Source organism: Pseudoalteromonas rubra (assembly GCF_005887095.1).
GTDB classification, from domain to species: Bacteria; Pseudomonadota; Gammaproteobacteria; order Enterobacterales; family Alteromonadaceae; genus Pseudoalteromonas; species Pseudoalteromonas rubra_E.
The window spans coordinates 1-24703 of the sequence record NZ_PNCI01000025.1 but is presented as its reverse complement, the minus strand read 5'-3'; the positions used below and the strand labels follow the sequence as shown (position 1 = coordinate 24703).

At 47.2% G+C, this 24703-nt stretch carries 20 protein-coding genes and 2 pseudogenes; 9 read left to right on the top strand and 13 right to left on the bottom strand.

The features are described 5' to 3' along the window. Positions 1–133 precede the first annotated feature (133 nt). From CWB99_RS11680 to CWB99_RS11660, 5 genes are all read left to right on the top strand, one after another. Positions 134–580 carry a PA2169 family four-helix-bundle protein gene (locus CWB99_RS11680; protein ID WP_138549594.1) on the top strand — a complete coding sequence of 149 codons (447 nt, stop codon included), beginning with the start codon at positions 134–136 and terminating at the stop codon, positions 578–580. Between the two features lie 70 nt (positions 581–650). After that, positions 651–821: a DUF1328 family protein gene (locus CWB99_RS11675; RefSeq protein ID WP_138549595.1), complete on the top strand. Its 171-nt coding sequence runs from the start codon at positions 651–653 to the stop codon at positions 819–821. A 39-nt stretch (positions 822–860) separates the two neighbouring features. Beyond that, positions 861–1052 (top strand): hypothetical protein, encoded by a 192-nt coding sequence (locus CWB99_RS11670; protein ID WP_138549596.1) that lies wholly within the window; start codon positions 861–863, stop codon positions 1050–1052. 204 nt (positions 1053–1256) lie between these two features. After that, positions 1257–3419, top strand: a complete 2163-nt coding sequence (locus tag CWB99_RS11665) for a S9 family peptidase (protein ID WP_138549597.1) — start codon at positions 1257–1259, stop codon at positions 3417–3419. Positions 3420–3590: 171 nt separating this feature from the next. After that, entirely contained in the window at positions 3591–3884 is a 294-nt protein-coding gene (locus CWB99_RS11660) for a hypothetical protein (protein ID WP_138549598.1), read from the top strand. Between the two features lie 41 nt (positions 3885–3925). Here CWB99_RS11660 and CWB99_RS11655 read toward each other — a convergent pair whose 3' ends face one another. Next, a complete protein-coding gene (locus tag CWB99_RS11655; protein ID WP_138549599.1) occupies positions 3926–4741 on the bottom strand; it encodes an aminotransferase class IV family protein in 816 nt (271 codons plus the stop codon). 81 nt (positions 4742–4822) lie between these two features. On the opposite strand from CWB99_RS11655, the gene CWB99_RS11650 reads away from it, so the two are divergent. After that, the gene (locus CWB99_RS11650; protein WP_138549600.1) at positions 4823–5176 is read left to right on the top strand and encodes a MerR family transcriptional regulator; all 354 of its coding nucleotides are present in this window, start codon (positions 4823–4825) and stop codon (positions 5174–5176) included. Between the two features lie 90 nt (positions 5177–5266). On the opposite strand, the gene CWB99_RS11645 is transcribed toward CWB99_RS11650, so the two are convergent. The 11 genes and pseudogenes from CWB99_RS11645 to CWB99_RS11595 all read right to left on the bottom strand — a co-directional run bounded on the left by CWB99_RS11645 (position 5267) and on the right by CWB99_RS11595 (position 18996). Beyond that, on the bottom strand, positions 5267–5557 hold the full coding sequence (locus tag CWB99_RS11645; RefSeq protein ID WP_138549601.1) for an energy transducer TonB: 291 nt from the start codon (positions 5555–5557) through the stop codon (positions 5267–5269). An 82-nt stretch (positions 5558–5639) separates the two neighbouring features. Next, complete coding sequence (locus tag CWB99_RS11640; protein WP_138549602.1) at positions 5640–6398, bottom strand: alpha/beta hydrolase; 759 nt, start codon at positions 6396–6398, stop codon at positions 5640–5642. Between the two features lie 51 nt (positions 6399–6449). Beyond that, positions 6450–8483 (bottom strand): S9 family peptidase, encoded by a 2034-nt coding sequence (locus tag CWB99_RS11635; RefSeq protein ID WP_138549603.1) that lies wholly within the window; start codon positions 8481–8483, stop codon positions 6450–6452. A gap of 138 nt (positions 8484–8621) precedes the next feature. Then, positions 8622–11822, bottom strand: a pseudogene (locus tag CWB99_RS11630) (type I restriction endonuclease subunit R); the annotation flags it as partial. Positions 11823–11863: 41 nt separating this feature from the next. Further along, positions 11864–12793, bottom strand: coding sequence for a COG2958 family protein (locus CWB99_RS11625; RefSeq protein WP_138549604.1), 930 nt, complete (start codon positions 12791–12793; stop codon positions 11864–11866). Between the two features lie 72 nt (positions 12794–12865). Continuing rightward, positions 12866–14155, bottom strand: a complete 1290-nt coding sequence (locus CWB99_RS11620) for an FRG domain-containing protein (RefSeq protein ID WP_138549605.1) — start codon at positions 14153–14155, stop codon at positions 12866–12868. Between the two features lie 14 nt (positions 14156–14169). Continuing rightward, a complete protein-coding gene (locus CWB99_RS11615; RefSeq protein WP_138549606.1) occupies positions 14170–15405 on the bottom strand; it encodes a restriction endonuclease subunit S in 1236 nt (411 codons plus the stop codon). Positions 15406–15464: 59 nt separating this feature from the next. Then, entirely contained in the window at positions 15465–16514 is a 1050-nt protein-coding gene (locus CWB99_RS11610) for a PDDEXK nuclease domain-containing protein (RefSeq protein ID WP_138549607.1), read from the bottom strand. Next, complete coding sequence (locus tag CWB99_RS11605; protein ID WP_138549608.1) at positions 16504–18222, bottom strand: type I restriction-modification system subunit M; 1719 nt, start codon at positions 18220–18222, stop codon at positions 16504–16506. The genes CWB99_RS11610 and CWB99_RS11605 overlap by 11 nt, the downstream gene beginning before the upstream one ends. A gap of 100 nt (positions 18223–18322) precedes the next feature. Further along, positions 18323–18511 (bottom strand): annotated as a pseudogene (locus CWB99_RS11600) (VOC family protein); the annotation flags it as partial. Between the two features lie 14 nt (positions 18512–18525). Then, on the bottom strand, positions 18526–18996 hold the full coding sequence (locus tag CWB99_RS11595; protein ID WP_138549610.1) for a GNAT family N-acetyltransferase: 471 nt from the start codon (positions 18994–18996) through the stop codon (positions 18526–18528). A 281-nt stretch (positions 18997–19277) separates the two neighbouring features. Between CWB99_RS11595 and CWB99_RS11590 the strand changes: the two genes are divergently transcribed. Then, the gene (locus tag CWB99_RS11590) at positions 19278–20411 is read left to right on the top strand and encodes a fibronectin type III domain-containing protein (RefSeq protein WP_138549611.1); all 1134 of its coding nucleotides are present in this window, start codon (positions 19278–19280) and stop codon (positions 20409–20411) included. A gap of 63 nt (positions 20412–20474) precedes the next feature. On the opposite strand, the gene CWB99_RS11585 is transcribed toward CWB99_RS11590, so the two are convergent. Further along, on the bottom strand, positions 20475–20861 hold the full coding sequence (locus CWB99_RS11585) for a DUF4267 domain-containing protein (protein ID WP_138549612.1): 387 nt from the start codon (positions 20859–20861) through the stop codon (positions 20475–20477). Positions 20862–21290: 429 nt separating this feature from the next. On the opposite strand from CWB99_RS11585, the gene CWB99_RS11580 reads away from it, so the two are divergent. After that, positions 21291–23399, top strand: coding sequence for a neutral/alkaline non-lysosomal ceramidase N-terminal domain-containing protein (locus CWB99_RS11580; RefSeq protein WP_249331852.1), 2109 nt, complete (start codon positions 21291–21293; stop codon positions 23397–23399). A gap of 264 nt (positions 23400–23663) precedes the next feature. Further along, positions 23664–24638, top strand: a complete 975-nt coding sequence (locus CWB99_RS11575; RefSeq protein ID WP_138549614.1) for a helix-turn-helix transcriptional regulator — start codon at positions 23664–23666, stop codon at positions 24636–24638. Positions 24639–24703: the final 65 nt, after the last annotated feature.

The following is a 24703-nucleotide window of genomic DNA, read 5'->3' as shown; positions in this document are numbered from 1 at the left end:
AGGTAAAGCTTGCATCGTCCGATGCAACACAAAACGCTCAAGCCATTGATATTAATAAAGTTTAAATCTGGCACGGGCAGTGCATTAGTTTAAACAACAGACAAACTTAAGCAATCTAGTAAGGAGCTAAACGATGACACATTCGAACTATGATATGGAACCTTTGAAGGAGTTAGTCAAGGTGCTCAATGGTGGCGTAGAGTTTTACAAAGACGCCAAAGACAAAGTGGACGACGAGCGCATCAGTGCCATTTTCAACACCATGATCACTGAAAAGGTGCAGGCTATTTCGAAACTGCAAACCTACGTGCTGATTGATGAAGGCGAGCGCGAAACCGACTCTGACATGCTAGTCACGCTGCGCGAGCATTACACTAAGGTGCTGGGTGTATTGAGTACTGACAAAACACACACTTATATCGCGCAGTTAGAAGAAGTAGAGGATAAGGTGCTGGAAAAAGTGGCCGATGCCTTAGAGCAACAATTACCGCCTCAGTGTGTTCAGGACCTAAGACAGATCCAGGTTCGCATGCAGGCTTGCCATGACGAAATGAAAGCGCTTCAGGCGTTTACCGCCTAGTTATAAACGTCATATCACAGACTTTGCAGGGCACTGGCCCTGCCCGATCAAACACAGACAGGAGGTTCACATGTTACGTTGGTCACTCGGATTTTTAGTCCTTGCACTGCTCAGTGCCATTCTGGGTTTTGGTGGCATTGCCGGGGCTGCTGCGGGCATTGCACAGATATTGTTCTTTGTTTTTATTGCCCTGGTTTTGCTGTCGTTTGTGCTGCCTGTGATTAAAAAGCCAAACGCATAGCAGCCACACGTTACTTCATTAAATATTAAGGAGCACATTATGAAACACATGATTACTGCACTTCAGGCAACTTTTTTTATCACTATTTTAGGCCTGGCTGGTTGTTCTGATGGCCCTGCCGAGGACGCTGGTGAGCGCGTAGACGAGGCCATAACAGATGTACAAAACAAGGCTGAAGACCTGTGTGAAAAAGCCAAAGAAAACCTCAATGCAGAAAACGAAAACTGCTAACATCAGGGTATGCCAGCTCGCCACAGAGCTGGCCCTTGCCAAATCAATACACCTACCCGTCAAACCTCCCCGCTTGTCTCAGGCTCTTTGTACTTTTGTTAAAGATGAGATTACAATCCGACAACAATCAAGTTAAATACATTTGAGCACCCGCTCATTTTACTGACCAACCGGGGCATACCCCGAATGTCAAAAAGGACAGACATGACAATTCTCAAATTCAGCGCCATTGCAGGTGCGATTATGCTGGCCAGCGCGTGCAGCCAGACCGTGACAGAGCAAAACACAGACACTCAGGCAAGCCAGCAGCAAGTTCAGCCTCCAGTTGCACAAAAAATTCCTCACGTCACCCAGATCCATGGCTATGAACTGGTTGATAACTATCACTGGTTACGCGACGACACCCGTAGCTCAGAGAAAGTGCTGTCTCATCTTGAGCAGGAAAACCGCTATGCAGATGCAAAGCTGGCCCCCATAGAGTCATTACGCAAAGACTTATTTGAAGAAATAAAAAGTAAAATCGCGAAAGATGACCGCAGTGTGCCGTATAAACGCGGTGACTACTACTACTTCAGTGAAGTAAGGGGCAACCAGGAATATCGCATTTACTACCGCAGTAAACATGCGGACGGTACCGAACCAACTCAGCTTTTTGATGCCAATCAACGGGCTGAGGGCCAGTCTTACTATGGCCTCGGTGCACTAAGCGTCAGCCCGAATGGCAAGCTCATGGCTTTTGCAGAAGATACGCTAAGTCGTCGCATCTATACTATCAGTGTGAAAGACCTTGAAACTGGAGAGATTTACACTGACAAATTAGAAGGCGCAGCCGACAGTATCCAGTGGGGCAATGACAACCGCAGTATTTACTACATCAAAAAAGACCCTGTGACCTTGCTGGGTTATCAGGTCTATCGTCATGTACTGGGCCAGGACCAGTCACAGGATGAACTTGTGTATGAAGAAAAAGACAATACTTACTACACCTACCTGGAAAGAAGTAAAGATGGTAGTGAGATTTACATCATCCACCACAGTACCGAAGCCAAGGGTTTGTCCGTTATTGATGCCAATAATGGACAAGCGCGGCCGTATCGCCTGCTGCCCAGAACCAAAGGGCATGAATACAATGTGCTCAAGCAGGGCGATTACTATTTTGTCTATACCAACGACAATGCCGTCAACTTTAAGCTCATGAAAGCGCACAAAGATGAATTGTCGGATAAGCGTAAATGGAAAACCATTATTGCCCACAACCCTGAGGCTAAGCTGGAAGACGTTGAGCTGTTTGACAATCACCTGGTTTACCAATCGCGGGTAGAAGGTGTTGGCACCCTGAACGTACTGGATTTAAAGACTCGTACGCACCAAACTCTGTCGTTTAGTGATCCGGCCTACATGGCAGAGATGACTGGTAATCGGGAGTTGGGCAGCAGTTTTGTCAGGGTAAGCTACGAGAGCATGACAACGCCTGAAACCATCTATGACATAGACCTGAAAACACTGGAAAAAACGCAGCGTAAGCAAACCAAAGTACTGGGCGATTTCAACGCCGATGACTACGCTTCCAAGCGTCTGTTTGTTACTGCCAGAGATGGCGTGAAAGTCCCCGTCACACTGGTCTACAAAAAAGCCATGTTCAAAAAAGACGGCACCAATCCACTGCTGCAATATGGTTATGGTTCGTACGGTTCAACCCGTGATCCTAACTTCCGAGTCAGTACTTTGAGCTTGCTAGACCGGGGCTTTGTTTATGCCATTGCTCATATTCGAGGCTCTCAGGCATTGGGCAGACCTTGGTATGAAGATGGTAAAAAACTCAATAAGAAGAATACCTTTAATGACTTCATCGACGTCACCAAGGAATTGACTAAGTTGGGGTACGGCGATCCAAAACGCCTTTACGCGCGTGGTGGCAGCGCTGGCGGCCTGTTAATGGGAGCTGTCATCAATCAGGAACCGGAACTGTACCATGGCGTACATGCCACGGTACCTTTTGTTGACGTGATCAACACTATGCTGGATGAGTCATTGCCTCTGACTACCAACGAGTACGACGAATGGGGTAACCCGAATGACAAAGTCTATTTTGACTATATGCGCTCTTACTCGCCTTATGATCAGGTCAGTGCGCAGAACTACCCAAATATGCTAGTGACGACCGGTTTGCATGACTCTCAGGTGCAGTACTTTGAACCTGCCAAGTGGGTTGCCAAGCTTCGCGAATATAAAACGGACAACAACACTTTATTGTTAAAAACCGATATGTCTGCCGGGCACGGTGGCGCATCAGGTCGCTTTAAGCGCATTCATGATATCGCACTAAGTTACGGCTTTATCATTGGCCTGGCTGAAGGCAAACTGTAATACATACGCTTCCCCGGGTGTTCAACCGGGGATACATGCCATAGCCCGTATCTAAGGTTATGGCATGCCCCTTCCATACAAATTCGCTGCACTTTTTTTGACAGTCTGTGACACATTCAGGTCCTGAGCACTACTAACCTAATAACATCAACAACAAAAAGCAGGGACATAGTGAACACACAACCTTCATTCGAACAAATGCTGGCTCAGCAAAAGCAACTCCTGGAGAGCATAGTATGGTGGTACATAGCGCCCATTTTTGTCAGTGTCATGCTGATCACGCTGGGCGCCAATATGGATGACCAGGGGATTATTCAACTCGTTACGCACATGCAATTGTATTACCTGATCGTGCTGTTTGGCATGGTGGGGATCTACTTTTGGAATAAACGCGCCGCCGAGAAAAGGTTTGGACCTTTACTGGCGCGCGTCGAACAGCAGCTTAGTGAACTCAATGACGAATAAGCACAAGCCCCGAACTGCTAACGCAACGGGGGTTCAGCGCACTAGATTGCCTGAGCGGGCTCCGCCTGATATGCCCGATGAAGAAGCGCAGATAAGGACTGAGACTCACTCAGACTGTGGCCTGAAATTTCTGACACCGCCACGCCCGGTGTCCAGGAGTTCATCACCACAGCGCCGCGCAGCGATGGCAAACTCGCCAATGTCACAGGCTCGGTGCGCTGCTCGATATTAAGTAAGCGTAGTTGCCGCTGGACCATACTCATCATGGTGCCTTGCAGTTTTGGAGCCTGTGGCCAAATCACCGTTTCACCATCCCAAAAGGCCAGATTCCAGATGGTCCCTTCACTCAGACAACCGGTACCAGTTATGAATACCGCATCATCATAGCCCTGCTGCGCAGCCTTGTGGAGATAGTAAGTTTTACTGATCTCACCGACATGTTTTATTTCAGGTAACGGCCGCCTATATTCGGTAGCCAGCAGTTTCAGCGGTCCGCTCGGTCCATTCGCAGGCTCACCCGTGCGAACCAGTACATTCGGCTGGCTGTTCATACTTTCCAGGGTGAACTCACCATGAGAAGAATACAAGGTAACCGTTAAAGACAAGTCCGTGCCCGCCGCAGCGATGGCAGCACGAACAGATGTCAGGATTTCGGCATCAGACAATGCCTGACCAAACAATTCGACTGAAGCATGACGTAACCTGTTCAGATGCAGATCCATGCCCTTTACCCTGCCATCACGTACCTGCATAGCGGTAAAATGTGCAAAACCAGAGAAGGCCAGCTGGCTCATCTGTGGCTCCTGAAGTAGCGTGCCGTTGACCACAGTCTGCGATGCAAAGGTGTTTTCTTTCATACAATTAACTCCCGGTTTGAAACCCTTTTTGGAAGCCAGTACTATAAACCCTGACAGCACTGTTAGAGTCAAGGGGGTAGAATGAAAATCGGCGAATTATCGAAACGAACAGGGATCAGCATTCGCATGCTGCGGTACTACGAAGAGCAAGGCTTGCTTCACCCCAGCCGCTCCCCGTCAGGCTATCGCAATTACACATCAAACGATGTACAAACGCTGACCCGTATTCAGTTACTGAGCGCGGCAGGCATGACACTCAATACCATTTTACAGTTTTTACCTTGTATTCGCGGCGACAGGCCCATTTTTGAGCCCTGTGACGAGCTTAGAAACCTGTTACACAGCGAAATCAAAGCCGTTGATGAGAAAGTCGCGCGACTGGCTGAAAGCAAAGCAATACTCAGCCAGTTTTTAGCAGAGATTGAGCAGGGGTAAGTCAGCGCCCATATCAATTTCTGTTAAATCAAGCGCCGTATTGCCTATGCGCGGAACAAAACGAAATAAACTCGTTTGCGAATTGTCTGCTTAATTCTTAATATCAAAATCCAGCTGCACCTTTTGGTTGGTTTGCCTGACCGGTATGCCATCCTCAATCTTAGGGTTATATTTCCATTCTTTTAGTGAGCGTATGGCTTCTTGATCAAATAAGCCATTGTGGCTTGACTCAATAATGCGGATGTTCTCGGGCCTGCCTTGCTCGTTAATATCGAATTGCATCTGGACATAGCCATTTTTTATCTGAGGATCTGACTGCTGAGTTGACGTGCAGCCGCCGATAAAAACCAGGATAAACAGGGCGGTCAATAAGTATTTCATATGAAGTTGCTCTTATTATTATGATGAGTTTTGAAAGTGGCAGTGTGACTTGCACACTACCACTGTACTTTCTATCAGGCCATTACGCTTTTTGCAATTGTGAACACGAGTCTCCGGCCAGATGCAGGCGAATAAGCTTCACTATCTTGTCTTTTAACCAGACAGGGCCAAAGTCGGCGATATCATTATGCCGCGCTTTAGGAATGGTCACCACACAGCTACCAAACTCGGCTTGCTCTGCCTCACTGGGCAACACGCCGGGATCTGCCGGAAAATCACTGGCGCGTATCGACAGTACCTTTATATTCTTAGTTTTTGGCAGTGGCACACGACGGTGATCTAACGTAATAATCTGTTCTATGTAAGGCTTACCTTCATTACCCAGCCAGGCAGAGATATCGCCTCCATTAGAATGACCAATCAATGTTAGGTTATCGAAGTCGTAGTGCGTCATTTTGCTTTTTAGTTCGCTTTGCAAAAACGCCAGTGTTTTTGCACCACGCTGCCAGTTCTCGCTGCGCGTTTCAAACAAATTACCAGAGACAGAAAGCGGCGGATCGCCCGGCAACTCATGCCCGATTGCAACCACCAGATACCCATGCTTATTCAGCACTTTGGCTAAGAAGGTGTAATCGGTATGCGACATACCGTAGCCCGCGCCGAGAAACGCCACCGGACAAGGGGCTTTTTCACTGCATTTTGTGTGAGATTCCGGGTAGGTGATCTCAACCGGAATGGCCCTGTCACGGGCTTTGTCGTAAATGCTGGCAGGTTGAACGTCGGCCGCGGCTGTACTCAGCCAGCAGGCAGTTACCAGAGCAAATCCTTTTAAAAACGTCATTGAAACTCCTGAACTACATCGTTAAAAAAGCCGCACTGCGCGGCTTTTTCGTTATTTTTTATATTTTTCGAACCACGCAAGAGTGTGCTCTATTTTGCTGATCATCCGCGAAGGACGCCCGGCGATACCATGCGGTGCACCCGGGATTCTCACCAGCACAGAGTCAATTTTACGATGTTTTAGTGCCTGATAAAACTGCTCTGTTTCAGCCATTGGGGTACGCAAGTCTTCCTCGCCCGTCATCAGCATAGTCGGCGTGGTGACATTGCCAACCAGAGACAAAGGTGAGCGCTCCCAGTAATGGTCAACATGCTCCCACGGCATCCCCGGGAACTGAGTGGGGATCTGCACCAGGCCACTGTCGGCCGTCAGTACTTTACTCAACCAGTTGATCACCGGCTTAACCACTACGGCTGCGTTAAAGCGATCGGTCAGGCCAATTGCATAGGCAGTCGCAATACCACCCGCCGAGCCACCGGCGATAAACAGGTTATTCTGGTCGATAAAGCCTTTGGCAATCATGGCGTCTACGCCCGAATTGTGATCGGCAAAGTCTTCTTTTGAGCTGTACTTATATTTGAGCAACATGGCAAAGCGCTCACCGTATGAGCTACTACCGCGGTGATTATCGTAAAACACTACGTAACCCTGCGCTGCATAGCGCTGTAATTCTGCCGAGAAATGTGGACCATAAGCCAGGTGTGGACCACCGTGGATCTCCATCAATAGTGGGTACTTTTTGCTCGGATCAAAATCCGGTGGCGTGATATACCAGCCCTGGATGGGTTCACCATCGAATGATGATTTATAAGTGATTTCGTGTACTTTGCCCAATGTTTTGTGCGCCAGTAAGTCCTCATTCAGGGCTGTCAGCGATTTCACTTTGCCTTTACTGGTTGTCACTGCCACATCCGCCGGACGCGAGCTTGAACCTTTGGTAAAGGCGATTTCACCATCAAAGTTAGCACTGAACTGACCGCTCAGATAGGGACGGCCCAGCGTGGTGCCCGACAGCGTATCGGTGAGATCTTTAATTTTGCCTTTGGTGGTAATGGTGGCCAGCTTGCGCATACCGTGGTCGTCATAAGCGATGGCCAGTTTAGCGCTGCCTATCCAGCTTGGATTTTGGATTGAACGGTCAAAGTCTTTCGCTATCATGCGCGATTCTTTGCTTTGCCAGTTCATAATGTTCAGTTTGTGATTGCGGTACGGGTTCAGCTCGCCCGAAGAACTCAAAAATGCCAGCTGCTTGCCATTTTCCGAAAAACTCGGGGAGTGCTCACGACCCGGTGCATTGGTCAATTGCGTGATCTTACCCGCGAAGTCAACTTCAAACAGATCGCCCTCTAAGCGCTTATATTCCCAGTCAGCAATACGATTTGCCGAGAACACTATGCCCTTTGAATCGCTGCGCCAGGCCAGTTTTCCACTGTGATGGTAATTGCCTGAAGTCAGCTGACGAGGTGTGCCGCCTTCACTTGGCAAAACAAAAATTTGTCGATACCCCGGCTTAACCAGGCCGCGCCCATCTGCCTGATAATAGGCTTTATCAATCACAATCGCCGACTCTGACCACTGTGCGCCTTTGGGCTTAGCAGGCATTTTCGCGATAACCGCTGGCTTTTCTTCTACTTTCTGGCTGAAAGCCAGCCATTTTCCATCTGGCGACCAGGTTAAATCACTGATCCCAGACTGTAACTGAGTCAGCAAAGCCGTGCGGTTTTGCGCGATATAATGCACGTGCACCTGAGTGCTGCCAGACACATCGCTCAGAAAAGCAATTTTACTGCCATCAGGCGACCAGCGCGGCTGGTAATAGCGGTTTTCGTCTGAGAACAACGGAGACTGGACGCCTGTTTTGGCATCCACCAGCCACAGGTTTTGTCTTTTGGCGTCTTTCATTACATCGTTGCTGTTGCGTACGTACACCACCTGCTCACCGTTGGGCGATATTTGTGGATCGCTTGCATATTCCAGCTCAAAAATATCTTCAGCCTGTAGCCCGGCATTTGCCTGCGCCAATACGGGTAGTGTTGCAAATGCCAGCAAGGAGCATTGCAAAGTACGTTTCAGTCCAAAAGGCATGGACAGCCTCCTATTGTTGTCTTTTTAATAAGAGCCACATAGTTATGCAGTACGCCACAGATGTCACTTGATACGCGATAAAAGCAGATAAAAACCCGATGTGTTATAAAGTCACACAACTAAGCTTCGCTCTGGCAATCAGTTATACCAACCATCAGCCAACACCTCGGCTTGTTCAAGCACGAGTTTTATCGCCTCTTCGGCCATATTTGGCGGGTATTTCCAGCGCCGCAGTAAACGGCGCACCAGGTTACGCATTCTTGCCCGCACACTTTCGCGTTTTTGCCAATCAACCGTTGCTGATTTACGTAGTTGCTGAGTCAGTTCGATAGCCAGTTGACGCAGGTTATCGTCGCCCAGCGTTCTTACAGACGCTTCATTGGTTACCAGTGCCCGGTAAAATGCAATTTCATCGCTCGACAAGTTCAGCTTATCCATCATCTCGCTGTCGGCCTGCATTTCTTTGGCCCACTGGATCAGCTCTTCAATGACCTGAGCGGTTTCGATATTGCGGTTATGGTACTTTTGCAGTGTCGACATAATGCGGTCTGAATACTTTTTCTCCTGCACCACATCATTTTTCATCCGTGCTTTTATCTCATCCCGCAACAACTTTTCCAGCAGTTCAACGGCCAGGTTTTTCTCCTTCATATGCTTTACATCTTCAAGGAATTCTTCTGATAGCAACCCTATGTTCGGCTTATCTAACCCGACCGTTTTAAAGATGTCATCAACGCCATCAGCCACAATGGCGTTATTGAGGATCTGCCTCAGGGCAGAATTGCGTAGCTCGTCGTTACGTTTTTTGTCTACGGTAGAGTGCTTTAAGAAGGCTGTTTTTATCGCACCATAAAAAGCAATTTCACTCTTATATCCGCCTACCTCATCCAGGGTATTACACAAAGAAAACGCTTTCATCAATGCCGCCATCACATCCAGGAATCGGCGTTTACCATCACGGACTTCTTCGCCTTTGCTGTTGCGATTACAGAGCCCTGAAATATGGTTTACGGCGCCCGGAAGCAGTTGTAGAGGTTTGGTTTCAAAGTCCGGACGATAATGAAAGACTGCCCCATCCACGGGGGTGGCAAACATACCGCGGATGATATCGACTTTTTCCATAAAGACAGCGAAGGCTTCAGCGGTATCAACGGTTGGCTTGCCTTTACCCTGACTGTTGGTATAGGTCTTAAGTGCGTTTTTAAGTTCATTGGCAATCCCAATATAGTCAACCACCAAACCGCCGGGTTTATCCTTAAACACCCGGTTCACACGCGCTATCGCCTGCATCAGGTTATGGCCTTTCATTGGCTTGTCGATATACATGGTATGGCAGCAAGGCGCATCAAAACCGGTTAGCCACATATCACGGACAATCACCAGTTGCAGCTCATCACTGGTATCTTTATAGCGTTTTTCGAATAGCTTCTTGGTTTTTTTATCATGAATGTGAGGCTGCATTTTGGCTTTGTCGGCAGCACTGCCTGTCATCACAATTTTGATTACGCCTTTATTTGGATCATCGCTATGCCACTTGGGTTGGATGGCCACAATGGCATCGTATAAATCCACGCAAATCTCGCGACTCATGGCAACGATCATCGCCTTGCCCGGAAAAGTTTCACAGCGGGTGGTAAAATGCGCGACCAAATCCTGAGCAACTTGCTCGATGCGCGGCTGCGCACCCACCAGTTTTTCAAGCGCTGACCACTGTGATTTTATTTTCTCACGACTTTGCGTTTCTTCGTCTTCGCCAATTTCCTCTTCGACCTGTTCGTTAAGCGCTTCAATTTTATCCTGATTAATATCGAGTTTGGCCAAGCGAGATTCGTAGTAAATGGGCACAGTGGCGCCATCATCCACCGCATCCTGAATATCGTAAACAGACACATACTCTCCAAACACACCCCGGGTGTCTTTGTCATCTTGCGCAATCGGCGTGCCCGTAAAGCCAATAAAAGCGGCATTCGGCAGCGCGTCACGCATGTATTTGGAGTAGCCATACACATAACGCTTATCTACCACATTGCCATTGTCGTCTTTCACATCAACAAGGCGCGCTTTATTGCCATACTGGCTGCGGTGCGCCTCATCCGACACCACCACGATATTCGAGCGCTCCGAGAGCACCGGATGCGCCATTTCTTCATCGAGCAGCGCAAACTTTTGTACCGTCGTAAAGATGATGCCGCCGGACTGCCGATTAAGCAGTAAATCGCGCAATGAGTCGCGGTCTTCTGCCTGTTGCGGGATTTGCTTCAGGGTTTCCTGCGCCATCGTGAAGGTGTTAAACAGCTGGCCGTCGAGGTCATTGCGGTCTGTTACCACCACTAAGGTTGGGTTATTCATCTGTGCTTGTTGCAGCAATTTGCTGGCGTAGCAGACCATCGAAATGCTTTTACCACTGCCCTGGGTATGCCAGACTACGCCGGCTTTTTTACTTCCGGGCACCACGGTATTGGCATAATTTGCCCGTGGCTCGGTGATTTGGTCAGCGGTTGTGGCCGCAATAACCGTCGCTTTTACCGCAGCACGCACGGCATGGAATTGATGATAACCCGCAATTTTCTTGATGATGGTGCCGGTGGCCGAGTCGCCTTGTCCGCCCTCGTTTTCGAACAACACAAAGTAACGAATATAATCAAGCAACAGCTCTGGCTTAAAAAAGCCCCGCACCAGGGTTTCCAGTTGAAATTCGAGCAGGGGTTTATCGTCTTCACTCTCTATGGTCTTCCATGGCAAAAAGCGTTCTTTGTTCGCGGTCAGCGAGCCGACTCGCGCCGTCCAGCCATCAGAAATAACCAGCGCCTCGTTGAACATAAAGAGATCCGCTATCTCTTCTTTGTAAGTTTGAATTTGATTGTAGGCATGCCAAATGTCGGCATGATCATCGACAGGGTTTTTGAGTTCAATCACCGCCAGCGGCAAGCCATTGATAAACACCACCACATCGGGTCTGCGATTGCCTTTGGTGCCCGAGATAGTAAACTGATTGACCACTAAAAATTCGTTATGCTCGGGGTTGTCAAAATCAATTAATCGGACATGCGTGTGTTTAGTCACCCGCTGATCGTGCTCCAGCACCGAGTATTCAACGGGCACACCCTCAATGAGGTATTGGTGAAACGCTTTGTTGTTTTTAATCAGAACTGGCGTTTGCGCTGTGGCGACCGTTTTCGCCACTTCGATTAAGGTGTCACTGGGGACATTGGGGTTTAAGGTTTCCAGCGCCGCCACTAACCGCGCCACAAGCAAGACCTGCTGATAGTTTTCACGCTCGGGGACGCCCGTGGCGGGATGAAGCGGACCATCCGGTGCCAAATCATAGCCATTTTGATATTTCTAGTTGGTCTTCTGTGATCATTAACCCTTTATCCTTATTATTTATTCCATGCGCTCTTTATTAACCGCCCGGTTTGGTTGTAAATGCCAACCTGCTCAATGTAATGGTGAAAATCCCTATTTTCAGCCACGATCCGGTTTGCAGATTGCCAATCTACATTGACTCGCTCCTGAGCAGGAATGAGTATCTGGCTGTCAAACAAAGATTCGGTATCCAGGATCAGCACGCCAATCCCGTGCAAGCTCGACAACATTTGCAGCTCACCTTCAACGTCGCTGTTTAAGCCCGTTGCCACAAGGTAGCCGAAATTGGCCCAGCTCGAATTCGATACCGCCTGGAAAAAGTATTTTCGCACATTGCCTTTAGTAAGGTGTTTCTTCACCTCAAAAGACCACAGCCGCACCGAGCTGTGATTACCGCTGCGCACACAGCTTCTGACAATTTCATCCCACCCCTGGTCGAGCGGCTCCAACGCCACCACATCGGAATGCAGCCAGTGATTGCCACCGCTGCCATGAGCGTTTTTAGATTTACGCTCATCAATGCGCTGACAGTAAAGACCCAGATCCTTACTGAGGTACTCAATCAACATTGGGTAGAGGTCCTGCTCGCTTAAGCTAGACGGCGCAAGCGGCGTATCGACGTCTGATTCATCGATGTCGCTAAGGTCGTCCTCTTTATCAGCAGGTTTAGGCTCCTGCTCCCAGTAGTAGACCCGGGGCCTTGGTTTGTCACGTGTGGCAACATGAGAACAAACCGCTTTCGCTCTTTGTGTTCGCTCCCCACCAATTTCTGCCGCCAGCTGGGCAATCAGCTTGTCTTCGGTGTTGTAGCGCGGGTTTTCTTGTTTCTCAGCGATTTCTTGTGGATATCGAAGCACAAATTCTTTGGCTAACTCCCGAGCAGTAAACTTCTTGTCGGGGTTCGCCTTAAGCGTGTCGATAATCATTTCTACTCGGGTTGCCATTATTTGACCTCTGCTAATTCTTGAGTCTGCTCTAACTCGATTTCGCCGGAAAGTAATTTGGGAACAGCTTTGTTACTTAGTAGAAATACTTTCCACAGCTTTGCTCATATCTGCGGCTTTTGAAATTAATGCATTTGCTGATGGTGAAATAAAATCATCAGGAAAATTTGTTTTTCTCAATTGTCGACGAACGATGTTTCGCAAACGAGCTAAAACCGGCTCTTTCTTATACCAATCAACTCCCGCCTTTTGGTTTATAAATTCAAGTAAATCATCTACCACATTACTTAGCTCACTAGGCGAAATTTTCCCTCGGATTGATTCTTCAATAATTAGAGACTCGAGCAGTATTGACTTTGTTGTAGTCGACTCTAACCTATGTTTATCCCAAGATGGTGTTGATACACTGACCGCCGGTGCTTCAACAATTGCAGAGTTGTCTTCATCTGTTGATCTAGCTTTACGTGCAAGTAATGCCTCTCGAATTAAATCATTGCAATAACCAGAAGCTCCAATCAGATCAGGAAATAGACTTGCGTGATGAATATTCATCTTGTGTAGTTTTTTCAAACATTTATTACGAGTATTAGGCTCATTGGGAATATGAATGCGACAAATGTATTCCGATAACTCTGCAACTTCATTAGTATCTACATCTGAGTCAATTAAATGCTGCTCTAATGCTGACTCTAAAATTTCACCGTATGGAGCAAAGGTAAACAAGCCAGCCTGATTAACGAGTCGACCATGATCATCTATAGATGGTTCAACGATCTTAAGTACTTTTCCATCTTCGGAGCTCTCTATGTCGTTAAGATCCTGAATAAATGATTTATTTAGTACAAAAATCGTTCTACTATAGTTTGATACTTCACCATTGTCATCAATCCATGTTGGGTCATCTTCACCTTCAAAAGCAAAGAATAAAGCCACATATGGAGATAAACTCCAGTCTAGTAAAGGGGTTGCTAGTCCATGATGTTGCCCAAGCGCCCACAACTCGCTATCATTACGTAATATCGCTTTATCATTGATCCGTCCTCTAGTTGAAAGACGAAAGTTATGCAACTGTTTCTCTGCGATATCTCTGGTCACAGCACCATTTACGAGTCGATCTAACGTCGGTTCTAATTGCCATTTGTAATGTTTCTGCCCTCTAAATACATAATTTCCCTCTGTATCGTTATCGCAGTAGTGTTTCACAACTTGATCAAAATCTTCCCAAGATTCAACTCTGCAAGAGGGTATCATTCCATCAATAGTTTTATTGTGAATAGCGAATTTAGGCCACAGAGGAAGGTTTAAGTAATACTTTTCATCTTGCTCCTCGTAGTGCTCATCCGAGGTATATGTCGAACTCATTTATCCCTCCTTGGTCACGGTATTAATAAATTTCCAGAAAGCAGCTCTGGCAAAAGTATGTCGCGCAATAAAGACAGGTTAGTACTTTGAACATTATTAGCGTCTATCTGACATTGGAAGGACTGCATAATAATATTAAACTTGTTGAGTACAACTGGACTTGGAGTTAATACACCCAAGCGATATGCATTTTTGCGGTTTAACCCCGGGACAGCTGCATCAGTATTCATGTTTTTTAACCCAAGATTTTGCAGAACTAAATGGCAATACTTCAGTGAATAACCTGCTTTGGGCTTAACATAGAATACAGTATCAATTGGAAAAAACGCTTTAGGTTCCCAGTAGACAGAACCAACTGTCCCTTTACGGCCAACGATAACTCCAGGGCCTTCAACAAGACTTTGGTTGTGGTAACCAGTCAATCCGCCAGAGCCATATACAGGCACATTACCTTCTACACGGTCTGTTTTCTTTAACGCTTTGCCATAGGCCAATTCGAGGATGTCTTTTAGTTGCTTCGGTTCCCATCCTTCGGGGATCAACCCCAGCTCAGACTCAACGAGCTTGTCAGGGAATAGCGAGGCAGTAGCCGCATCCATACCCTCTGGGTGTTCGCCATTCATCTTGGCTTTTACGGGGTCGAAATTGACAAACCATGACTTGAAGATGGTTTGCGCCATTTCTTCTAGGGTTTGGTTGGTTTGAGTGTTGAGTGCTATTTTGTCATTCAAACTATCCAAAATTTTCACTGCAGAGTTTTGATAAGACAATGGAGGAAGACTAATAGGCAGTTTTTTCAAATAATTTAAATTAATTTTCGGTACACCAGTATATTCTGACTCGCCTCGAATCTTATCGATCGCCTGCTTTGAAGAAACCCAGTAGTAAACATACTTTGGATTTGCTTTCGCTGGATCTACTCTCAAACGCATTTGATTAGATGAAATCAAATAAGAAGAATATGGCTCTTGAGGCACAAAACCAGTTTGCCCCAACGTCCCTTTTTTTGTAAATATAATGTCTTGAGGTAAACACTCGGAACGAGCTAAGCGAATATATGTATCATCATCTACGTAGACAAACTCATCAGATTTAAATTCATCCAAGCCTAACGATAAGTTGCTGCCTCGAATTACTGGTATACCTGACTCTGTATAGCTAGATGCCTTTAAGTTTGAGCCAAATGGACCATCAACAGCTCCATCGCTACCAAGTGCAATTTCACCTAACGTTGTCAGATCAAAACTCATAACCCAACCCCGCTAAGTTCTTCTTGATCTCAACTTCTATCACCACCAGCTCAACCTTGTTATTCTGCTTCATTGCTTTTTTCCTGCTGTGTCAGTAAGGCTTGCTGTGCTTTATCGCGCTCGCGCTGCAATTCTTGTTTTAGCTCTTCTTCGCTTGGCAGGTAAGGGAGGTATTTGGCCGCAAACAACTGTTTTTGGTCCGACAGTACCGAGTATTTCACTACCGCTTCGCTCTTTTCGCTGCACAACACCAGACCTATGGTGGGGTTGTCGTCGCCGCCTTTTAGTTTGTTGTCGTACAAACGCACATAGGTGTCCATTTGCCCCACATCCTGATGTTTGAGCTTGCCTATTTTCAGGTCCACCAGCAGGAAACACTTAAGCTTGAAGTTGTAGAACACCAGGTCGATGTAAAAGTCTTCATCATCAAAGCGAATGCGTTGCTGGCGCTCAACAAACGCAAAGCCTTTACCCAGCTCCAGTAAGAATTGCTGCAAGTTTTCAATAATACGCTGCTCAAGTTCCGATTCCTGATAGGTTTTATCTTGCAGGTTTAAGAAGTCCAGCACGTAGGGGTCGCGCAGGTAGTCTTTGGCTGTTTCAGCTAAAGGCGCTGTTTTTTGTGCCGCTTCAGCTTCTACCAGTGCCTTGTCTTTACTGGCGAGCAAGCGCTCATAATACAGCGCGCCAATTTGTCTTTCTAAAGCCCGCACGCTCCAATTCTGCGCAATGGCCTCTTGCTGATACCATAAGCGCGCGCTGTCTTTTTCTATCCGTGATAGCTGATTGTAATGAGACCAGCTCAATTCGAGAGACACTGTCTCTCGTTTTTCAAACGCCAGATAAAACCGGCGCATATTGCGCAGGTTAGTCACATCAAAGCCTTTACCAAATTCACGGGTCAGCTGCTCAGAAAGCTGCTTTAATTGCGCCTTGCCATACTCTGCGCGGTTATTGCCTTGCTGTTCATGCTCAACGATTAAACAGCCGATTTGCCAGTAGGCTTGCACCATTGCAGAATTAACCGCCTGTTTAACTTGCCCTCTTGCCTGCTCAACGATTTGCTTAATGTCGTTTAGCAATGATGCGCTGCTTAACTCAGAGCTCATAGCCCAGCCCTTTGAGGTTCTTTTTGATTTGGGCTTCCAGCTGTGCGGATTCCGCAAACTGCTCACTCAGTTTAGCGGTTAGCGTTGCCATCTTCTGTGCAAAAGGCACACCGTCATCCTCTTCTTCAGCGGCACCTACGTAACGCCCCGGCGTCAGCACACAATCGTGTTTTTTAATCTCTGCTAAGGTTGCTGATTTACAAAAGCCCGCCTGATCTTCGTAAGTCACGCCGTTCACTGCTTCTCCCGTTTTCCAGGCGTGGTACAGATCGGCGACTTTCTGGATATCATCTGGGGTAAAGTCGCGCAGTACACGATCTTTCATATAGCCAAGGTTACGCGCATCAATAAACAGCACCTCGCCTGTGCGATCACGCAGCTTGCGGCCCGACTTATCCGTACGTGCATTTTTGTTTTTGGTTAAGAACCAGATACAAGCCGGGATTTGGGTATTGGTAAATAGTTGTCCGGGCAGCGCCACCATACACTCGACCAGATCCTGCTCAACTAAGGCGGCGCGAATGTCGCCTTCATTATTGGTGGTTGAACTCATCGAGCCATTGGCAAGTAACAAAGCCTGAGAGCCATCCGGGGCAAGGTGATAAAGCATGTGCTGCATCCAGGCAAAGTTGGCGTTACCTGAAGGCGGTGTGCCGTATAGCCAGCGCGGGTCGTTATCATCCACACCCGTATTCCACTCTTTCATGTTGAAAGGCGGGTTTGCCATGATGAAGTCAGCGCGTAAATCGGGGTGCTGGTCATTGGTGTAGGTACTGGCAGGCTCTTTACCAAAATCGTAATCCAGACCACGAATCGCCATGTTCATCGCAGCCAGCTGCCATGTGGTGTAGTTGTATTCCTGACCGTAAATCGAGATCCTTTGTTTTTGGGTAAGCGGGTCGATGTCTTTTTGGTTTGCGCGGCGCTCAATAAACTTCTCAGATTGCACAAAGAAACCGCCGGAACCCATTGCCGGGTCATACACGCGGCCTTCAAACGGTTCAATCATCTCTACAATCAGTGAAACGATAGACGCTGGGGTGTAGAACTGACCGCCTTTTTTACCTTCGGCAAGCGCAAACTGACCTAAGAAGTATTCGTAAATATGGCCAAGAATATCTTTACTGTTAAGTGACTTATGATGAAACGGAATGGTCGCAATAAGGTTGATCAGCTCGTTCAGTTTTGCCTGATCAATTTTCAAAGCGGCGTAGTGCTTATTGAGCACACCTTTTAGCTTTTGGTTGTCGCGCTCGATGCCTTCCAGCGCGTTATCAATCAGATGCCCGACAGACGTGATCTTCTTGGTGATTTTTTGCTGGTTTGGGCCATCAAACTCTAACTCGGCGCCACCAATGACCAGAGGGCCGTTGTCTTGCAGGAACTGCCAGCGAGACTCAGTTGGCAACCAGAATACGTTTTTCTCTTTGTAGTAATCGCGCTGCTCCAGCTCAAGTGCGATTTCCTGCTCAAGTTCCTGCGGTGTGAACCCTTCGGGGTCGAGATAATACTCGTGTTCCGGGTCCGCAAATTCCTGTTTCAGTTCTTGCTGGCGCAGCGAGAAGGCGTCGGACACGTATTTAACGAAAATTAACCCCAGCACCGCATGTTTGTATTGAGAGGCATCCAGTGATGCACGCAGTTTGTCTGCGGCCGTCCAGAGCTTACTTTCCAGCTCTTTGAGAAATCGTTGTTCTTGTTCGTTCATTTCGGGTTTCTTGAGGTCGAAAAATTGACCCTATGATACCAGTAAATCAGCGAACCCAGTCAACCTTAGTATTAACTAAGGCGGGGTTTTAAATACAAAAAAGGTGCGTATAGTCCGTTTTGGGGCACGGTGTATCGCTCGACAGACAAAGCCATAGCTCACCGACTGATAAGTACGCACCCGTTTCCCATTTGACGTGACCGGTAAAGCCCAATACGTCCATATAAAAGTGGATAGATTGCTGTAAGTCACTGACTGCTAAAGTGATATGGTTTAATCCTGTGATCATGCTCCCTCTAATCGTTACGAATGTGTTAAACGTTTGCACATCACAACCACATCCACACCGCGATAATTAACTTGCTCTTGCGCCTGCCAGCCTAAGCGTTTGTACAGCCCGCCGTCTTGCTGTTCGGTTTGCAAATGCAATTCCCGGACGCCAAAAGAGGCTGCAAGCTGCTCGATTTTTTGTACCAGTGCCGATGCAACTTTGTTGCCTCTTGCATGAGGGGCAACATATACCCCACCCAGCCAGTGCGTTTTATCCGGATAAATGGTCATTTCGTGAAAACGCAGCTGAGCCGCGCCAATGGGCGCATTACCTTGCATCAAGAGTACGATTAAAGGGATAGCATCCGTTTGCAGATACTCAGTGAGCTTGTCTTCAAACGAAGACAAAGCGGCATCGGGCACTAAGGCACCCCACTGTTCAAAATACCATGTTGCCACCAGCGGCTTAAACTCAGGCCGCTCGGCGAGAAAACAAAATTCCAATGGCGTCATTCCCTGTCTGGCTGTTGAGTAAGTTCACTGTCTCAATCTTGGTACAAACATGCAAGAATGTAATAACACAGTGCCTTTTGTCTGTTGGTACTGAACATTCAAGGCTTTCCAACTTCGAAAATTCGCATCTGGAATGCCGATTAAATCAATTGCCTGATGAATATTTTAATATAACATCAAATGGCCTTTGTTATTAAAAGTGCATTTCCCTCATGGCTGACAAGAGTTACCAGCCTCACATTTTTAGGACAGACTTTAAAAGGAAAGTAAGTATGATCTCTAAGTTATTACCAAGCTGTGCTTCAGCGCTGTGTATGAGTGCTACTCTGGCACTCGGGCTCCTGCCCACTTTCTCTGCCACCGCAGCGACGCAAAGTGGACATTGTGAAATATCCAGAACTCAACCGGGCGCCCCGCCTATGAGCTGGGACAACAATGACTACGTAACGACCGCCAAATACTCCGCCTATGGCGCTGAGAGCTGTGAAGTCCCAGACAATGCGACCATCACCAATATTCGCGCCAGTTTTACAGCCTATGCAAATAGACAAATACTGACCCGGGGCCTGCTGTTGGGCGATTATATTCTTACGGTTAGCGCAACTTCCCCCTATTTATCTAACCCGTTAACTGGTCAGGTTAAAGCCATTATGTCGGCATACGGTGCAAACTCGTTAGGGTCTTCAACGGTTCACCTTCCTTTTAATGGTGTTCGCTTAGATAATCTGTCATTCAACCTGCAGGCAAAACTAAACAACAGTGTCAGTTTACGATGTGCCAATAGAAATCCGGCTGAGTGTGAAGACTATATGTACTTCGAATACACCATAGGCGTTGATTATGAATATGAAGTACCTGGTGTGCCAGATGCACCAGGCTGGATCAATGCATCCGTTTCAGGCAACAATGTGAATGTAAACTGGGAACCTGTTAGTGGCGCAACCTATAAAGTTGCTATTCAGTACAATAATAACAGCTGGACCGACTATAAATATATTCCAAGCCCTGCCTCAGCGTCTTACATGGGTTGGCAAAACTTAAACGATGGAAATCGTCGCTATCGTGTCATCGCCTGTAACAGTTACGGTTGCTCAGAGCCTTCCCCCATCTCAAATACGGCCACAGTCAGTTCACGTCTTGGTACACCCAATGCACCAGTGGCAAGGCTCATAGGCAATACAATCGTTGTAGATTGGAATGATGTGCCTGGCGCTTACCAATATGTACTTTCCATAAAGTACAACAACAATAACTGGACCGACTTTAGATACTCCAGTGCACCAAACACATCGAGTATGTCTTGGTCAAATCTGGGCTCGGGAAATCGGCAATATCGAGTAAAAGCCTGCACGAGTAGCGGGGTTTGTTACGGTGCATCTGCTGCGTCTAATGTGGTAAGTAACTAACTTTTCATATCAAGTGGGTTACCATAGGAAACGGGTAGCCCATATTAAAATGCCTAAAGTCATTCATCTCCCTTCTCTTTTCACTACAGTGCGCAATACCAAAGCTGTAGCAAGCAAATAAACGACTGTTGCAATATGCTTGGCGATTACACCAGCAGCAGCCCCTGATTGGTACGCAAGCCACCCATCCGTTAATGGCATCACAGTGCCCAAAAGTGCCGCCCAAAATAGCGTTTGATAATTTCTGAAATATAACAAAACACCGATAATGAGAGAAATAAACAAGGTGCGAGATGCATATATGTGTATCCAGTCCAGGTCTTGTGGAGAGGCCAGCGCAGTGCCCCTAATGTCAGAAAAATCCACGGGCTGGATATAGGCGAATATGGCATAAAAACCTTGTAACACAGCCATAAGTAATACCAGTGTAAAAGCTACTTTCTTCATCATATTTTCTTCCAAAACGTCTCTAACTCACAACCTCTGCCTTTAAATGTACAGAGGGTCCGTGAAAGCCCTTCTACATAACACGTCGCGCGTCTCTTATTTACAATGTAACAGTTCCTATTAGCAAAACATGTTTTGTAACTGGCTATGATATTACCGCCTGGAATGCAGTGTTGTGGATTTCTGGCAAAGCTTATTTATTGTCTAAATAGACTGGCAGCTTCCGTGACTGTATTTTCGCTCGTAAAACGTAAATGGTCAGCTCTCACCGTATCGGCTTGTTAGGTTAATATTACTATTTCGTTACATTGATAACCAAGATTTAATAGTCCCTCAATCTCGCGAGTATCAAAAGCACCCATTCCAAATGGGCGCTTATCCTAAACAATGAACGAAAACAGCCGTACTGCCAGGTATGGTTGGGGGATTAGTATGACTACTTTACACGCAAGATATAAAACCTGGTTGATTAGAGTCAGCAGTTTAGCGCTGGTGCTTGTTAGCCTGGGTACAAAAGCAAATAGTGACTGGATCATTGGCTCAGGGATCTATGATATTACCGGCCCTGCCGCCGACCGGGGCATGGTAGGCTATGGCGATGTTGGGCAAACCACCAAAGGGATACACACACGCCTTTGGTCTCGTGCATTTGTCATTGGCAAGCCAAATTCCAATCAACTTGTTACCTTTGTCAGTGCAGATCTGCAAAGCATCACCCAGGGTGTGCATCAGGGGGTGCTCAAAAAAATCGCAAGCGACCCGCTAATTGCGCCATTTTTTAACCAGAATAATGTGATGCTCAGCGCAACGCATGTTCACGTTGGGCCTGGTGGTTATGATCACAACATTATGCTGAATATGAGTGCGCTGGGTTATGACGAGGATAATTACAACACCATAGTCAATGGTATCTACCTGTCCATCCGTAATGCCTATCTGAGCAGAGGCTTAGGCAGTATTCACATCAATCAGGGGCAATTATCCGGCGCGGCAGTTAACCGCAACCTTACCGCCTACAACCAAAACCCAGATGCCGACGAATACGACACTCAGGTTAATGAAACCATGACCTTGCTAAAACTGGTGAAAAGCAATGGCCAGGAGATTGGGATGATCAACTGGTTTGGCGTGCATAATGTGTCGAGCAACCAGAGTCAGCGCCTTATAACCGGAGACAACAAAGGCGTTGCCGCTCAGTTATTTGAAAAGCAAAAAGGGGCTAACTGGCCACTGTCGGGTCAGTTTGTTGCCGCCTTTGCGAACAGTGAAGAAGGCGATGTTTCGCCCAATGTATGCGGTCCTGAAAATGGTTGTGCGGGTAGCAATGAAGCCAATGTTGCGCTATCGGCAAACAAGCAATATAACAAAGCGCTGAGCCTTTATAACAATGCAACAAACACGCTCAGTGGTGCACTAGACGTACGCTTTCAGTACGTAAAATTGCCCGGCCTGAATATCTCAGGGCACTACACGGGCAATGGAGCGCAGTCTTTGTGTGAAGGTGCGATTGGCTTTTCGATGACTGCGGGTGCGACCTATGATGGCCCTTCTGGCCAGTCGGGTGTATTTGAAGGCATGACACAGGATAACGAAGGCACCAGCTGGGATCGCAGTACGGTGATTGGTGCTGTGGGTGGTGCGTTTAAATTCATCAATGATTTTGCAGGCCTGCTCGGGTTTGATAAAAACGTGTTGGGCAGCAAAACCCACGAAGTATGTCAGTACCCTAAACCCACCTTTTTGCCCACTCAGCTAGGCGCCGGCGCACACCTGTATACAGATACCTTACCTTTTCAGCTCTTTCAGATTGGTGAGATGGCACTTGTGGGGATCCCGGGTGAGATGACTACTATGGCGGCACGTCGCCTGCGTAGCGATTTACAAAAAGCGCTTGCTCCTCGTGGCATCACCACTGTGATTTTTGCCGGGCTGGCTAATGCCTACGGCGGATACATCACGACCAAAGAGGAATATCAGATCCAGTATTACGAAGGTGCGCACACTTTGTTTGGCCAGTACAGCCTGGCGGCATATCGGCAGATCTTTAGCGGACTTGCCAATGCTTTGGTAAACGGCGATGCCCTCGACTCAGGTCCGAGCCCGCTGGACTGGTCCAACAAACAAAAAGTCTATGCCATTGGTGTAGTTTACGATGATAAGCGGTTGTGGGAGTCTTTCGGACAAACCTGGAATGATGCCAACAGCAGTTACGTGCGTGGTAATACGGTTAAAGTAAAGTTTCGCTCCGGTCACCCTCAGAATAACTTTAAAACCATGTCGAGCTTTATGGAGGTGCAGCGCTATGAAAACGGTGGCTGGTCAACCGTCTTAACTGACAATGATCTAAGCACTAAGTTCACCTGGATCCGCGATACCGCCGCGGATTGTATGGCCTGCTCCTTTGCGCAGCTGGAATGGACTATCGATCCGGCCATGCCCACAGGTACCTACCGTATTAAGCACACTGGTCACTGGAAAAGTGGCTGGGGTGGCAAGATACGAAGTTACTCTGGTCAGAGCCGCACCTTTACAGTGAACTAATTCCGTTTATTTTCCGGCCATGTTTTACATGGCCTTTTTCATGCATCAGCTTTTACTACACTCAACAGCTTCTGCCGCAATAACGACCTAGCGTCACGCTGCCTCCTCCTCGATTGACACCGCGATATCATGACAACATCGGATATACAAAATTTCTTATTCCCTCTATCATCACTTTAAAAACTTGAATATTTACTCTACCTGGAAAAGCCTGACGCAAAGTAGTCACATCTCAGCGCTTGCTCCGGGTGAATAAAAGCCATTATGACAACACATATCACTCAGACTGCAAAAAGCACAGAAGCTTTCATCAGCACTCTTTATCGTGAAGCCGCACGCATACCACCGGATGAGTATCGTGTGTGGGCTTTGGAACAATTATCCCGGATCATCGACTTTGATGCGGCATTTTGGGGCAGTGGCAACAGCGCAGATATTCACTTTCATTATGTTTGCCATATTGGTTTGGATGAACATTATGCCCATCAGCTGCAAAAAACACTGCCCATTAACCCTATCAAAGACGCCGTGATCAATAACCTCGGCAAGCCGGTGAATATGCAGGACGTGATTGCTGATAATGACTTTTACCAGTCTCCGTTATATCAGCAATTGTTTCAGCCATATGGTATTGAACGTATCCTGGCTGCCGGACATTTTGATCAGGACAATGGCCTGTATTCGCTGCTCAGTTTATACCGCTTTGACAGAGCACAGATATTTACCGAGTACGAGCGCCAATTACAGGAGCGACTTGTGTTTCATCTGGTCAATGCCGCCTCACATGCCTTTTTTCTGCACTTACATGCAGGCAATGTGCTCCACACCAAGGAACACGCCGCATCTGCGATATGCGACTTAAATGGATGTTTTCACGAGGTCCAGCCCCGCTTTGTCACCTTACTCAACGAGTATTTTCCCAATCGCTCAGGCGTTACCCTGCCCTTTGCTATTGGCAAAGATAACTCTACAGTGCAGATCAATAACCTGGCAGTCTCTTTTAAAGCACAGGGTGAACTGATGACAGTAACACTGCGAATACCGGGCCCCTTAGACTTGTTAAGCCAGCGCGAAGCACAAATTGTGAAATGGGTGTGCAAAGGCCTGACCTTTAAAGAAGTAGCCAGACAACTGGATGTTGCTCCGTCAACCGTTTCTAATCACTTATACCGTATCTACGACAAGATTGGGATCAACAGCCGCAGTGAGCTTGCACAGCTGGTTGACAGCCAGAGATAGATTTGACAATGTTGATGTATGTAGCTCTTGAAGCCCCGAGATAATTAGTCATCACTGAAAAACAC

Coding starts and splice junctions, on each gene's coding strand:
- CWB99_RS11590 (WP_138549611.1), top strand. CDS start 19,278: ATGATCTCTAAGTTATTACCAAGCTGTGCTTCAGCGCTGTGTATGAGT.
- CWB99_RS11640 (WP_138549602.1), bottom strand. CDS start 6,398: ATGACGTTTTTAAAAGGATTTGCTCTGGTAACTGCCTGCTGGCTGAGT.
- CWB99_RS11665 (WP_138549597.1), top strand. CDS start 1,257: ATGACAATTCTCAAATTCAGCGCCATTGCAGGTGCGATTATGCTGGCC.
- CWB99_RS11650 (WP_138549600.1), top strand. CDS start 4,823: ATGAAAATCGGCGAATTATCGAAACGAACAGGGATCAGCATTCGCATG.
- CWB99_RS11675 (WP_138549595.1), top strand. CDS start 651: ATGTTACGTTGGTCACTCGGATTTTTAGTCCTTGCACTGCTCAGTGCC.
- CWB99_RS11585 (WP_138549612.1), bottom strand. CDS start 20,861: ATGATGAAGAAAGTAGCTTTTACACTGGTATTACTTATGGCTGTGTTA.
- CWB99_RS11605 (WP_138549608.1), bottom strand. CDS start 18,222: ATGAACGAACAAGAACAACGATTTCTCAAAGAGCTGGAAAGTAAGCTC.
- CWB99_RS11580 (WP_249331852.1), top strand. CDS start 21,291: ATGACTACTTTACACGCAAGATATAAAACCTGGTTGATTAGAGTCAGC.
- CWB99_RS11655 (WP_138549599.1), bottom strand. CDS start 4,741: ATGAAAGAAAACACCTTTGCATCGCAGACTGTGGTCAACGGCACGCTA.
- CWB99_RS11645 (WP_138549601.1), bottom strand. CDS start 5,557: ATGAAATACTTATTGACCGCCCTGTTTATCCTGGTTTTTATCGGCGGC.
- CWB99_RS11680 (WP_138549594.1), top strand. CDS start 134: ATGACACATTCGAACTATGATATGGAACCTTTGAAGGAGTTAGTCAAG.
- CWB99_RS11610 (WP_138549607.1), bottom strand. CDS start 16,514: ATGAGCTCTGAGTTAAGCAGCGCATCATTGCTAAACGACATTAAGCAA.
- CWB99_RS11625 (WP_138549604.1), bottom strand. CDS start 12,793: ATGGCAACCCGAGTAGAAATGATTATCGACACGCTTAAGGCGAACCCC.
- CWB99_RS11670 (WP_138549596.1), top strand. CDS start 861: ATGAAACACATGATTACTGCACTTCAGGCAACTTTTTTTATCACTATT.
- CWB99_RS11575 (WP_138549614.1), top strand. CDS start 23,664: ATGACAACACATATCACTCAGACTGCAAAAAGCACAGAAGCTTTCATC.
- CWB99_RS11620 (WP_138549605.1), bottom strand. CDS start 14,155: ATGAGTTCGACATATACCTCGGATGAGCACTACGAGGAGCAAGATGAA.
- CWB99_RS11615 (WP_138549606.1), bottom strand. CDS start 15,405: ATGAGTTTTGATCTGACAACGTTAGGTGAAATTGCACTTGGTAGCGAT.
- CWB99_RS11635 (WP_138549603.1), bottom strand. CDS start 8,483: ATGCCTTTTGGACTGAAACGTACTTTGCAATGCTCCTTGCTGGCATTT.